The 12,379-nt window shown below is 67.7% G+C and carries 10 protein-coding genes; all 10 read right to left on the reverse strand.

Annotated features, from left to right (window positions below; translation table 11 throughout):
• Positions 1–29 precede the first annotated feature (29 nt).
• The 10 genes from J2126_RS08965 to J2126_RS09010 all read right to left on the reverse strand — a co-directional run bounded on the left by J2126_RS08965 (position 30) and on the right by J2126_RS09010 (position 12,242).
• A complete protein-coding gene (locus tag J2126_RS08965; protein WP_209485875.1) occupies positions 30–1,148 on the reverse strand; it encodes a xanthine dehydrogenase family Fe-S subunit in 1,119 nt (372 codons plus the stop codon).
• Positions 1,145–1,966: an FAD binding domain-containing protein gene (locus J2126_RS08970; RefSeq protein WP_209485877.1), complete on the reverse strand. Its 822-nt coding sequence runs from the start codon at positions 1,964–1,966 to the stop codon at positions 1,145–1,147. The genes J2126_RS08965 and J2126_RS08970 overlap by 4 nt, the downstream gene beginning before the upstream one ends.
• A complete protein-coding gene (locus J2126_RS08975) occupies positions 1,963–4,350 on the reverse strand; it encodes a xanthine dehydrogenase family protein molybdopterin-binding subunit (protein ID WP_209485879.1) in 2,388 nt (795 codons plus the stop codon). Before J2126_RS08975 ends, J2126_RS08970 begins: the two co-directional genes overlap by 4 nt.
• 74 nt (positions 4,351–4,424) lie before the next feature.
• Entirely contained in the window at positions 4,425–5,513 is a 1,089-nt protein-coding gene (locus J2126_RS08980; RefSeq protein WP_209485881.1) for a TRAP transporter substrate-binding protein, read from the reverse strand.
• Between the two features lie 50 nt (positions 5,514–5,563).
• A complete protein-coding gene (locus J2126_RS08985) occupies positions 5,564–7,453 on the reverse strand; it encodes a TRAP transporter large permease (protein ID WP_209485883.1) in 1,890 nt (629 codons plus the stop codon).
• A gap of 55 nt (positions 7,454–7,508) precedes the next feature.
• Positions 7,509–8,117, reverse strand: a complete 609-nt coding sequence (locus J2126_RS08990) for a TRAP transporter small permease subunit (RefSeq protein ID WP_209485885.1) — start codon at positions 8,115–8,117, stop codon at positions 7,509–7,511.
• A gap of 83 nt (positions 8,118–8,200) precedes the next feature.
• The gene (gene maiA / locus J2126_RS08995; RefSeq protein ID WP_209485887.1) at positions 8,201–8,836 is read right to left on the reverse strand and encodes a maleylacetoacetate isomerase; all 636 of its coding nucleotides are present in this window, start codon (positions 8,834–8,836) and stop codon (positions 8,201–8,203) included.
• 100 nt (positions 8,837–8,936) lie between these two features.
• Entirely contained in the window at positions 8,937–9,305 is a 369-nt protein-coding gene (locus tag J2126_RS09000; protein ID WP_209485889.1) for a hypothetical protein, read from the reverse strand.
• Between the two features lie 437 nt (positions 9,306–9,742).
• Complete coding sequence (locus tag J2126_RS09005; RefSeq protein WP_209485891.1) at positions 9,743–11,872, reverse strand: ATP-binding protein; 2,130 nt, start codon at positions 11,870–11,872, stop codon at positions 9,743–9,745.
• Positions 11,859–12,242 (reverse strand): response regulator, encoded by a 384-nt coding sequence (locus J2126_RS09010; RefSeq protein WP_209485893.1) that lies wholly within the window; start codon positions 12,240–12,242, stop codon positions 11,859–11,861. The genes J2126_RS09005 and J2126_RS09010 overlap by 14 nt, the downstream gene beginning before the upstream one ends.
• Positions 12,243–12,379: the final 137 nt, after the last annotated feature.

Raw genomic sequence — 12,379 nt, forward strand, 5'->3', positions numbered from 1 at the left:
CAAGCCGCTCGGTACTCACACGTTCGACATCACTTCGGGTGGGGTTCCACCCACGTTTTCATCCGCTTGAACCACGTTGCCAGCACCACTTTGACAATGCCGAGTGCCGAGAGGCTCGTCTGAGTGGTCGGCGCCTCCCCTTTCAGGGCGGCGGCCAGATTGGCGGCGAACACCCCCGTCAGGTGTGAGACGAGATTTTGCACAAGGGCGCCCCGTGAAAACTGGGCGAGGGGGCCGGAGATGCGGTAGCGCAGCGCGAGGTCGATGGCGCTGCCCGTGCCGGCCGGCTTGAGGGCGAAGGTGATCTCGCCATGGGCGCGGGAGCCGCCATCCCGGCCGGAGCCGACGACGAGGCCGGTGCGCGCGGCATCGTCGAAGGTCACGGTCGCATCGCCGCCGAAGGCCGCCTTGATGGGGCCGAAGGTGACCACCATCCGGCCCTCCAGCTTCTCTCCATCGAAGGCCGTCACCTCGGCGCCGGGCAGGCAACGGGCGATGAGGTGGATGTCCTTCAGCGCTGGCCAGACGACCTCCGGCGCGGCATCCACGGTGAGGCTCTGGCGGATCTCGCTGCCGCCGGCACCGATGGACGCGGCGGGGGCCGGTGCGGCCTTGGGAGCGGCAGCCGCCACGGGCGCGGGAGCCGCAGCCGCGGCGATGCCGACCGCCTCCGCCTGCCATGCCGGAGCCTTCCCGGCGGAGACCGCACAGACGGCGTTCACGATGCCCACATAGCCGGTACAGCGGCAGAGGTTTCCGCTCAGCTCCTCGCGCACCGTGCGCTCGGATGTCTCCCCCAGGCGACTGACGATATCGCGCGAGGAGATGAGCATCCCCGGCGTGCAGAAGCCGCACTGGAGCGCGTGGTGGACGGAGAAGGCCTCGCGCAGCTCGCCCATCAGCGCATCGCCATCAAACCCCTCGATGGTGCGGATATCCGCCCCGTCGCAGGCGGCGGCGGAGGCGATGCAGGAGCGCTGGGGCTTGCCGTCGATGAGCACGGTGCAGGCCCCGCAGACCCCCTGCTCGCAGCCGAGGTGCGTGCCGGTGAGGTTCAGCTCCTCGCGCAGGAAATCGGCGAGGTGCGTGCGCGGCTCCACCTGACGGGAGAGGCGCTGGCCGTTGACGGTGAGGGTGATGGCGTTCATGCGAGCCCCGCATCGGTGAGGGCGCGGTCCACGGCCACCTGATGGAGTGCGCGGAACGCCTCCGGATGGCCCGCCAGCGCGGCCTCGATTTCTTCGTTGGCGGCGGCGCGCGCCCCCGCGATGTCGCCGGCCTTGAGGCGTTCGCCCGCCCCCGCCAGCACCAGCGGCGGCGCTTCCACCGCGCCCGCCACCACGCGGGCGAGGCCGCGCCCGCCATCCACCACCACGGCGCCGATGGCCTGGGCGAACTCGCCGGTCTTGCGGCACACCTTGTGGTAGCCCGTCTTCGCTCCGGCCGAGAGCACCGGCACGCGGACGGCGGTGATGATCTCGTCCGCCGCGAGGGTGGTGGTGTAGGCCGCCAGCATGAAGTCGGCCATGGCGCAGGCCCGCGCACCGGCCGGTCCCCGAATGAGGAGGGTCGCGTCCAGCACGGTCATGGTGCTGATCCAGTCGGCGGCCGGGTCCGCATGGGCAATGCTGCCGCCAATCGTCCCGCGATTGCGCACGGCGCGATAGGCGATGCCGTGGGCGACGCGGCGCATCAGCCCACCGGTCACGTCCGGCACCACGCCGTCCTCGATCTCCGCATGGGTCCAGCCGGCCCCGATATCGAGATGGGTCGCGCTGCCCTGAAGCGTGCGCAGCTCGCCGACGCGGCGCAGGTCCACGAGCGCGGCGGGGCGGGCGAGGCGCAGGTTGAGCATCGGCCCCAGCGAGCAGCCGCCGGACACGGGCTTTGCGCCCTCGCCTGCCAGCACGGAGAGCGCCTGATCGAGGGAGGTCGCGAGGGTGAGGTCGAAGGCTGCGGGCTTCATGCGGCGCTCCGTCCGTTATTCGCGCGACGCGCCTCGGCGAGGGCCGCGAGCACGCGCTCCGGCGTCGCGGGAATCTCGCACAGGGTGGCGCCGAGATCCTTCAGCGCATCGTTGATGGCGTTCACGATGGCCCCCGCCGGGGCGATGGCGCCGCCCTCCCCCACGCCCTTGATGCCGTGGGCGGAGAACGGGGACAGCGTCTCGGTGTGAGCGATGCGTACCTTGGGCAACTCGGTGGGGCCGGGCAGCAGATAATCCACGAGGGTGGAGGCGAGCGGCTGGCCCTCGGAATCGTAGGTGCTTTCCTCGAACAGCGCCGTGCCGACGCCCTGGGCGACGCCGCCATAGGCCTGCCCCTCGACGATCATGGGGTTCACCATGCGCCCGCAATCCTCCACCACCACATAGTCGAGGATTTCGGTGGCGCCGGTCTTCACGTCCACGGCCACGAGTGCGGCGTGGGTGGCGTAGGAGAAGAGGCCCGTGTCCACGTCCGGCTTGTAGCCCTCGGTGACTTCGAGGCCGCCGGTGTCCACGCCGTCCGGCAGCACCTCGGGGGTGCGATACCAGGCGCGGCCGATCTCGGCGAAGGTGACGGAGCCGGTCGGCCCATGGATGGCGCCGCCCTCGAACCGCACCTGCTCGGCGGAGCACTGCATGAGATGGGCGGCGAGCGCCTTCACCTTTTCCGCCAGCTTCTGCGCCGCCTTGGAGACCGCGCCGCCGGCCATGACGATGCCGCGCGAGGCATAGGCGCCGGTGGAGAAGGGCGTGGTGGCGGTGTCGCCCAGCGTCACGCGGATCTGCGCGATGGGCAATGTGAGGATCTCGCTCGCCATCTGCGCCAGCGTCGTCTCCAGCCCCTGGCCGATGGTGTGGATTCCGGCCTTCACATCGGCGCTGCCGTCCGGATTGAGGCGGATGGTGGCCTGCTCATAGCCCGGCACCAGCGGCGTGCCCCAGGAGGCGAACACCTTGGTGCCGTGGGCGGACTGCTCCGTATAGGTGGAGAAGCCGACGCCGATGCGCCGGCCGTCCATCTCGCCCATCTTCTGCCGGGCGCGGATGGCCTCGAAGCCGATCATCTCGCGGGCGGTGGCGAGCGAGGCGGGATAGTCGCCGCTGTCGTAGAATTTCTTGGTAATGTTCAGGTACGGCATGGCCGAGGCGGGCACGAGATTTTCCGCCCGCACATCCACCGCCTCGCGGCCCACGGCGGCGGCGACCGCATCGATGGTCAGTTCCATGGCGAAGCACACGCCCGGCCGCGCCACGCCGCGATAGGGGGCGAAGGGCGGCTTGTTGGTGGCCACCGAATAGGTCTTGCAGCGATACTGCGGCCAGATGTACGGCCCCGGCAGATTGCCGCCCGCCTGCGCGGCCTCCAGGCACGCCGTGAAGGGCCACACCGAATAGGCGCCCACGTTCACCGCCACTTCCGCGTCGAGGCCGAGCAGCCGGCCGCGTTCGTCGGCATAGGCGGTGATGACATATTCATGCTCGCGGGCATTGGCGCCGGCGGTGAGGTGCTCGCGCCGGTCCTCGATCCAGCGGAAGGGTCGCTTCAGCGTCATCGCCAGCCACGCCACCAGCACTTCCTCGGGCTGGAGGAGGCACTTGTAGCCGAAGCCGCCGCCCACGTCGGGCGGGGCGATGCGGATCTGCGCTTCCGGCAGGCCCAAGGTCTCGGCGAGGCCGGCGCGGATCATGTGCGGCACCTGGGTGGAGGTGTTCACAACCAGCGTGTCGTTCTGGAAATCCCACCACGCCACCAGCCCCTTGCCTTCCATGGGGTGCATGCACTGGCGGCCGGTGCGAAAGCGCTTCTCCACCTTCACGGCGGCAGTGCGGGCGACCTCCTCGATGCCGCCGGAATCGAAGCTGGTTTCCAGAAAGAGGTTGTCGCCCCACGCCTCGTGCAGCAGCGCGGCGCCGGGCGCGCGGCCGCTGTCGCAATCGACGATGGCGGGCAGTTCCTCATAGTCGAAGAGGGTCGCCTCGCAGAGGTCTTCCGCCTCGGCGCGGGTGGGGGCATAGGCCATGGCGACGATGTCGCCGACGAAGCGCACCTTCTCCCGCGCCAGCGGCGGATGGGCGGAGAGCTTGTAGCCGGGGATGGTGGAGCGGGTGATGATGTCGCCGACGCCCGCGCAATCGGCGGCGGTGAAGACGGCGCCTTCGTGCCCCTGCGGCTTCGTCACCGAGAGGATGCGCGCGTGGGCCACGGGGCTGCGGAGGAAGGCGACGTCGCTCATGCCGGGCATGCGGATGTCGCCGGCGAACCGGCCGCGGCCCATCAGGTGGCGCGCATCCTCCTTGCGGCGGACGCGGGCGCCGATGCCTTCGCCGCTGACGGCGGGATGGGTGTCGTGCTCCACGGACATGGCGTCCCTCTCCTTCGGTATGGGCAGGGCGGCGGCAAGGGCCGCCCTGCGATCATCGGCTCAGGCTGCCGCGCTCACGGCCATTTGGGCGCGGAGAAGCGGAAGCTGTCGAGGCGGAAGTCCGCGACGCGCATCCAGGAATTGGATTCGTTCAGGTAGGTCTTCCAGGGCTCGTAGATCTTCTTGAACTCGGGGTTGGAGGCGGCCAGTTCCGCGAAGGTCTCCAGCGTCGCCTTGTAGACCGCCTCCATCACCGGCTGCGGGAAGGCGCGCAGCTCGACGCCGGCCGCGAGCAGGCGGCGCAGCGCCTCGGGGTTCTTGGTGTCGTAGTTCGCGAGCATCATCAGATTCTGCTCTGTCGCGGCGGTCTCGAAGGCGGCCTTGAACACCGGCGGCAGCGCGTCCCACGCCTCCTTGTTGGCAAGCGTGGTGATCTGGGCGCTGCCCTCCCACCAGCCGGGGGTGTAGTAATACTTGGCGACCTTGTTGAAGCCGAGCTTCTCGTCGTCATAGGGGCCGATCCACTCGGCCGCGTCGATGGTGCCGCGCTCCAGCGAGGGATAGATGTCGCCCGGCGCGATCTGCTGCGGCACCACGCCGAGCTTGGTCAGGATGCGGCCGCCGAGGCCGGCGATGCGCATCTTGAGGCCCTGCAGGTCCTCGAGCCCCTTGATCTCCTTACGGTACCAGCCGCCCATCTGCACGCCGGTGTTGCCACAGGGGAAGGAGACCATGTTCTCCTTGCCGAACAGCTCCTGGATCAGCGCCTTGCCGCCGCCGTAGTAATACCAGGCGTTCTGCTGGCGGGCGTTGGTGCCGAAGGCGATGCCGCCGTCGAAGGCATAGGCCGGATTCTTGCCGGTGAAGAAGGAGGTGAGGGTGTGCGAGCACTCCACCGTCTTGTTCTTGGTGGCATCGAACACCTGCGTCGCGCCGACGATCTCGCCGCCGGCGAAGGGCGTCACCTCGAACTTGCCCTCGGTGAGCTCGCCGATGCGCTGGCACATGGCGGCCGCCGAGCCATAGATGGTGTCGAGGCTCTTCGGCCAGCTCGTCGCCATGCGCCACTTCACCGTGGCCTGGCTCTGCGCGATGGCGGGCGCGGCCACCAAAGTGGCGGCGGAGCCGGCGGCGATATTGGTCAGGAAGGTCCGTCTCTTCATCATCATTCCCCTTGTTTTTGTCAGGTCGGCGTCGGTCGGCAAAGGCGAAATCAGAAGCCGGCCCCGGGCTTCGGCAGGTCATCGAGGCCGGGCATGGCGGGCAGGCCGAGGCCGCTCGCCGGCGCATCGAGGCTGTCGAGCTGGCGCTGGGCGGCGGCGGGATCGGCCGTGGGGGCCGAGGATTTGTAGTGCATCACCAGGCCCGGGAAGGCGGCGATGAGGCCCACCATCACCATCTGGATCACCACGAAGGGGATGGCGCCCCAGTAAATCTGCGCCGACGTCACCGGCTCCATGCGCTTGCCGGTGAGCCGGTCGAGATAGGCGCTCTTCGGCGCCACCGAGCGCAGATAGAACAGCGCGAAGCCGAAGGGCGGATGCATGAAGGAGGTCTGCATGTTCACCCCCAGCATCACCCCGAGCCAGATGAGGTCGATGCCGAGCTTGTCCGCCGCCGGCGCCAGCAGCGGCACGACGATGAAGGCCAGCTCGAAGAAATCGAGGAAGAAGGCGAGGACGAAGATCAGCGCGTTGATGAAGAGCAGGAAGCCGATCTGCCCGCCCGGCAGGCCGGTGAGCAGATGCTCCACCCACACATGTCCGTTGATGCCGTAGAAGGTGAGCGAGAACACCCGCGCGCCGAGCACGATGAAGATGGCGAAGGCGGAGAGCTTGGCGGTGGTCTGGGTCGCCTGCGTGAGGATGGAGAGCGAGAAACGTGCGGGGTTCTTCTCCAGCCGGCGCTTCAGCGCGGCGAGGGCCATGGCGCCGAGCGCGCCCATGGCGCCGCCCTCCGTGGGCGTTGCGACGCCGAGGAAGATGGTGCCCAGCACCAGGAAGATGAGCAGCAGCGGCGGCACCATCACGAAGGTGACCCGCTCGGCCATGCGCGAGACCAGGGGCAGGCCGGTGAACCGCTCGATCCCGCCGGCGATGAAGGCATAGAGGGCACCCGCGGCGAGGATGTCGGCCATGAGACCGACCGTCGGATGCCCGCTCTCGCGGAGCAGCACATAGGCCGCGCCGAACGCCGCCGTCAGCACGGCCGAGAGGACGAGCCGCCGCGCGCCGAGGAAGCGGTTGAGCAGCGCGCAGACGAGCGCCACCACCACCGCCACGCAGATGGCGAGAATGACATAGTCCGCGCCCGCCTTGATGCCGGTCTCGCGCATCAGCAAAGTGGCGATGGCGGCGGAATAGGCGACCAGCACGCCGAGCTGCCACACGCCGCGCGCGCCCGACGGCTCGCGGCAGGTGAGCGCTTCCGGGGGCAGGCCGGGCGCCGACTTGGGTGAAATGATGGTGACCGCGAAGACGTAGAGTGCATAGAGGCCGGACAGGATGAGGCCGGGCAGGAAGGCGCCTTCGTACATGTCGCCCACCGAGCGGCCGAGCTGGTCGGCCATCACGATCAGCACCAGCGAGGGCGGGATGATCTGGGCCAGCGTGCCGGAGGCGGCGATGACGCCGGCCGCGAGGCGCCGATCGTAGCCGTAGCGCAGCATGATGGGCAGCGAGATGAGCCCCATGGAGATCACCGAGGCGGCCACGACGCCCGTGGTCGCGGCCAGCAGCGCGCCCACGAAGATCACCGCATAGGCAAGGCCCCCGCGCACGGTGCCGAACAGCTGGCCGATGGTCTCCAGAAGGTCTTCGGCCATGCCGGAGCGCTCCAGCACCAGCCCCATGAAGGTGAAGAAGGGGATCGCCAGAAGCACCTCGTTGGCCATGGTGCCGAACATGCGCTCCGGCAGCGCCTGGAGGAGCGGCCAGGACAGCGTGATCGCGTCCGGCGCGTAGGGCGAAAGCTCGACGGCGATGAAGAAGAAGAGCAGTCCGTTGGCGGCCAGCGCGAAGGCGACGGGATAGCCGAGCAGCATGAACACGACGAGCGTCGCGAACATGATGGGGGCGAGGTTCTGGGCAATGAACTCGATCATCGGGGCAGCCTTGGGCGCGGCGGGCGAACGGGCGAGGAAGTTGGGGCGGCCAGGGTCATGGCCGCATGCCGCCTTCCGAGATCCGCGGGTCCACCTTCGCGAGTTCGTGGAGAATGCGCTCCGCCTCGGCCGCGTGGATGTCGGGGCCCGCCGCCTCCGCGAGATCGCCGCGCATGATGGCCACGCGCTTGATGAGCTCGCTCACGCCCTGCAGCAGCAACAGCGCGAAGCCGACGAGGATCAGCGCCTTGGCGGGCCAAAGGATGAGCCCGCCCGCATTGGTGGAGGTCTCGCTGGACTTCAGGGACTCGAACACGAACGGCACGGACAGCCACACCATCAGCATCGAGAACACCATCAGGAACAGGACGATGCAGACGATCTCGATGATGTTGGTGACCCGCCGGCTGAAGCGGGAGGCCACGATGTCGATGCGGATGTGCTCGTTGAGCTGCAGCGTCCACGGCGCGCAGAGCATGAACACCGCGCCGAACAGATACCACTGCAATTCGAGCCAGGCGTTGGACGATACGCCGAACATCTTGCGGACCACGGCGTTGGCGGCCGAGACGAGGATGGCGACGAAGATCGCCCAGCACGCCACGCGGCCGACGAAGACATTCAGCGCGTCTATGGAACGCGACAAGGACAATAGGGCTTTCATGCCTCTACTCCCGGGGCAAGGGATGCGAGCGGCGGACGGATCGAACAACGCGTCTTTTCAACTTGAAAAAGAACTATTCTAATCTAGGCGGCGTCAGCCTGATACTTCGGGTGCGTGGCTTCGAAGCAGTCGAGGGCCATGCAGTTTTCGTAAATCCCCATCACCAGCGGATAGGGCGTCACATCGCAATTGAAGCGCTGGGCATTGAACACCTGCGGCACGAGGCAGATGTCCGCCATGCCGGGCGCATCGCCCAGCACGAACCTGCCGCTGAGGCCCCGCGCCGCGAGCATGGCCTCCAAGCTCCGGAAGCCTTCGGCGATCCAGTGGGCATACCAGGCGTTGCGGGCGGTCTCGTCATGGCCGAGGCGGTCGAGATGCTTGAGCACCCGCACATTGTTGAGCGGATGGATGTCGCAGCAGATGGCCTGGCTGAAGGCGCGCACATAGGCCCGCTCGATGGGATCCTTCGGCAGCAGCGCCGGCTCGGGCTGCGTCTCCTCCAGATATTCCATGATGGCGAGCGACTGGGTGAGCACGAGAGAGCCATCCACCAGGGCCGGCACGAGGCCCTGCGGATTGAGGCGCACGAAGGCGTCGGCCTTGTGCTCCATCTTCGGCAGGCTGATGGCACGCGGCGTCGCGGTGAGCCCCTTGAAGGCGAGCGCGATGCGCACCCTGTAGGACGCCGACGACCGAAAGAAACCGTAGAGTTCCATTTGCGCACTCTGGAAGTTTTGTTTTTTCTTCGGACGCATGGAACGGCGATGGCGCGAAGCCATCGCCGGAGGGGGCGGCAGACAGCGCCGCCCGGAGATGTCAGCTGGCGGCCTTGGCGAGGATCTCGTCGGGCGTGGAGGACACGACCTTCGCGTAGCGCGGCACGAACTTGCCACCGACGATGTGGCGGATGAAGGAGGGCTTGAGCTCCTCGGCCAGGATCTTGCGGATCTTGGCGTGCTCCTCGATGTCCTTCCACTCCGCGATCAAATAGAAGCGCAGCGGATTTTCCTCATCGCGCAGCAGAACGCCGTCCTTCACCTGCGCCCACGACTTGTGCATCGGATTTCCATCCGAATAGTCGAAATCCTCGAACTCGCGGATGAACTCCGCTTCCGAGCCCGGATTGATGGTGAAGTCGTAGATGTGGAGGTAGTTGCCCTTGGTGGCGAGCGGCTCTTGAGCCATTCGTGTCTCCCTCTCGTTGCCCGGAGACGATGCACCCGATCGCAACGCGACCCGGCGGCGCCTGCTCCTGTGCGCCCGCCTGCGGCGGACTCCATTAATAGGAGTACACTGATTAATTCGGCCGTCAATGCGCCACGTCACATTTCCGGAAAATGACGCAGATATGGGCTGATTGCTGGCAAATCGCGCACATTCGTGCCGCATCTCTCGGCGGCGATCCGAAAGAAATGATGTGACACTGACTAATTTGGCGATTTTGGCTGGGTGCAATGCAGCGAGGCAGGACGCCGCCGCGTGGCGGATCGGCGTGATTGCGGGCATTGCGCGGCGCACGGCTTATGACGCACTGCGAGCGTGGCGCGCGCGCGATCCATGTCGCGGCGCGCGCGGGTAGGGTCGATGGGAGGGCCGGCCCGGCGGCTGCCCGCCAGATCGGCTCAGACGGCCTGCGCCGCCGGCTCCTCTTTCATCGCCGGCAGCTCGATCGTGAAGGCGGCGCCGCCCTCCCCGTTCTCCACGGAAAGCGTTCCGCCGTGGTCGCGGATGATGCCGAAGCTCACCGAGAGGCCGAGGCCCGTGCCCTTGCCCGGCGGCTTGGTGGTGAAGAAGGGCTGGAAGATGCGCTCCATCACGTCCTCGGGGATGCCGCCGCCATTGTCCTCCACGCGGATGCGCAGCAGGCGGCCGGCCTTGCCGGTCTCGCAGCCGACGCGCAGCCGGATAAGGCCGGGAAAGTCCGTGCCGGTGCTGGCACGGCGCTCGACGATGGCGTCGCGGGCGTTCTGGATGAGGTTGATGATGACCTGCTCCAGCTGGTCCTGCCGGCACAGCACCTTGGGAATGTCCGGCCCCTGGGCGGTCTCGACTTCGATATTGTCCAGCCGCAGGTGGGCGCCCACCACCTGCAGCGCGCCCTCCACCGCATCCAGCGGCGCGGAGGGCTGGAGGTGCTCGTCGCTCTTGCGGCCGAAGATGCGCATGTGGTCGATGATCCGGCTCATGCGCACGGTCTGCTGCACGATGCGGTCGAGCTTGGAGACGAGATGCTCGGGCGGCAGCCCCATCTTCATCCCCGTCAAAGCGTTGGAGGCGGCGAGGCGGATGACGCCGAGGGGCTGGTTGATCTCGTGGGCGAGGCCCGTCGCCACCTCGCCCAGCGAGGCGAGCTTGGACATCTGGTAGAGCTTGTTCTCCTCCATCCGGCGCTGGGTCTGGTCGACGGCGACCACCACCACCTCCTGCCCGCCGGAGCCGCCCGGGCCCATGCCCTGCAGCGGCGCCACGACGATCTCCGCCTCCACGTCGGTCTCCCCGTCGGAGAGGCGCTCATTGATGTGGCGCGGCGCATTGAGGTCCGCGACGATGGTGCGGAAGCGGGGCCTGCCCAGATAGGACCGCAGGAGGCGTCCGAGCGTCCCGTCCGGCGGCGAGCCGATCTCGCTGGCGCCCTCTGGCGTGACGTGCATGACCGAAACGCCGGGCACCCGGCTGATGGCGTCGAGCACATTGGCTTCGCGCAGGCGCGCGAGTGCCTGAACCTCCTGCGCCTCCAGCCGCTTCTGCAGGTTGAAATAGCTGCCGCCCACCGCGACCACCACCAGGAGCGCGATGGAGAGGCCGGCCGCCGTGCTCCAGATCGCCGCCTTGAAGTCGGCGGACTGGGCTCGCACGAAATCCGTGGAATAAGCCACGGAGACGAGGATGGGAAACTTGCCCGAGCGCACGGTGAAGCCCACCCGCTCGATGCCGTCGACGGTGCTGGCCTGGCGATAGGCATCGCCGCCGTTCTGCATGGCGGCCACGAAGGCCGGCGATTTGGACAAATCGTCGCCGAAGCTGGTCCTGTTGGTGGCGCGGGCGCGGACGATGCCGTCCGTGCCCATGAGGGCGATGAGCTGGCCATCCTCGGTGCGCAGCTGCTTGTAGAAATCGATGAAGTCGCTGATGGCGTAGGAGGCGACGACCACGCCCGCGAAACCGCCCTGCGCGTCGGTCAGGGGCCGCGTCAGCTGGATGGTGTATTTCTTGGAGACCCGGCCGAGCACGGGCTTGCTGATGAAGAGCTGCCCCTTCCCCGGGTCCTTGCCCATGTGGACGCGGATGTGCTCGCGATCGGAGAGATCCACCTTCTCCGGCCCCGGGGGCGCGAGGCTGCTCGCCACCATCACGCCGTTTCTGTCGGTGACGGCGAGCTGCACCACCGAGGGGGGGACGCTGAAGTCCTTGAGCTGCTCATAGATCTGGTAGGGCGCAGCGCTGTGGTCGTAATTGCTCGCGAAGTTTTGCAGCAGCGCGTCGATGGGCTCCACCGCCTGCTCGAAGCTGCGCATGAGCAGCGTCGCCATGCGGTGGGCCGTGATCTCCGCCTTCTCCATCTCCGCATCGCTGTGCAACTGGAACAGCACCAGCGCCGCCACCAGCGGAATGAGGCCGACGAGAAAGACGAGCCCGGCAAGCATCAGCGTGACGCGGTTGAAGCCCTGGGGTTCCTGCTTCGGCGACGGACCGGGTCCGGGACCGGAGGGGTGATCGGCCGGCCGACCAGACATGGCATCAGGCGGTGACATCGCCGGCCCCTCCAAGCTCCACCAGCGCCGCGCAGAGATCATCGAAGGCCAGCGGCTTCGGAAAGCAGCGCAGCACGCCCTTCTGGCGCGCGCGCTCCATGTCGGCCTCGGCAGCGTGTCCGGTCATCATCAGGAAGCGCACATCGCGGCCAGGAAACCGCCCCTGCACGGTCTCCACCAGAGCGACGCCGTCCATGTCCGGCATGCGCATGTCGGTGAGCACGACCCGGATGTCGGTATCGCGCGCGAGAATGTCTATGGCCTCGGCGCCCCGCCCGACGGAGCGGGTGGACAGGCCGCGAAAGGCCAGCGCCTCGATCAGCTCGTCGAGGTATTCAGGCTCGTCATCGACGATGAGAACATGAGTCATCTGTCGTCGGACCCCGCTCAGCCGGTATTGAAGGATGGGATGCCGGTTTTGCGGCGCACTCCACGCCCGCGCCTGCCCTCCGTCAAGGCAAACTCATTCCGATTTGAAGTGAATTCCGGATCAGTTGCCGGCTTGAA

It is taken from the genome of Xanthobacter flavus, from assembly GCF_017875275.1.
In the GTDB taxonomy this organism is placed as follows: Bacteria; Pseudomonadota; Alphaproteobacteria; order Rhizobiales; family Xanthobacteraceae; genus Xanthobacter; species Xanthobacter flavus_A.

What these genes read in the sequence shown, in the direction of transcription:
- J2126_RS08965 (WP_209485875.1), bottom strand. Translation starts at nt 1,148, where the DNA reads ATGAACGCCATCACCCTCACCGTCAACGGCCAGCGCCTCTCCCGTCAG.
- J2126_RS08970 (WP_209485877.1), bottom strand. Translation starts at nt 1,966, where the DNA reads ATGAAGCCCGCAGCCTTCGACCTCACCCTCGCGACCTCCCTCGATCAG.
- J2126_RS08975 (WP_209485879.1), bottom strand. Translation starts at nt 4,350, where the DNA reads ATGTCCGTGGAGCACGACACCCATCCCGCCGTCAGCGGCGAAGGCATC.
- J2126_RS08980 (WP_209485881.1), bottom strand. Translation starts at nt 5,513, where the DNA reads ATGAAGAGACGGACCTTCCTGACCAATATCGCCGCCGGCTCCGCCGCC.
- J2126_RS08985 (WP_209485883.1), bottom strand. Translation starts at nt 7,453, where the DNA reads ATGATCGAGTTCATTGCCCAGAACCTCGCCCCCATCATGTTCGCGACG.
- J2126_RS08990 (WP_209485885.1), bottom strand. Translation starts at nt 8,117, where the DNA reads ATGAAAGCCCTATTGTCCTTGTCGCGTTCCATAGACGCGCTGAATGTC.
- maiA (WP_209485887.1), bottom strand. Translation starts at nt 8,836, where the DNA reads ATGGAACTCTACGGTTTCTTTCGGTCGTCGGCGTCCTACAGGGTGCGC.
- J2126_RS09000 (WP_209485889.1), bottom strand. Translation starts at nt 9,305, where the DNA reads ATGGCTCAAGAGCCGCTCGCCACCAAGGGCAACTACCTCCACATCTAC.
- J2126_RS09005 (WP_209485891.1), bottom strand. Translation starts at nt 11,872, where the DNA reads ATGTCACCGCCTGATGCCATGTCTGGTCGGCCGGCCGATCACCCCTCC.
- J2126_RS09010 (WP_209485893.1), bottom strand. Translation starts at nt 12,242, where the DNA reads ATGACTCATGTTCTCATCGTCGATGACGAGCCTGAATACCTCGACGAG.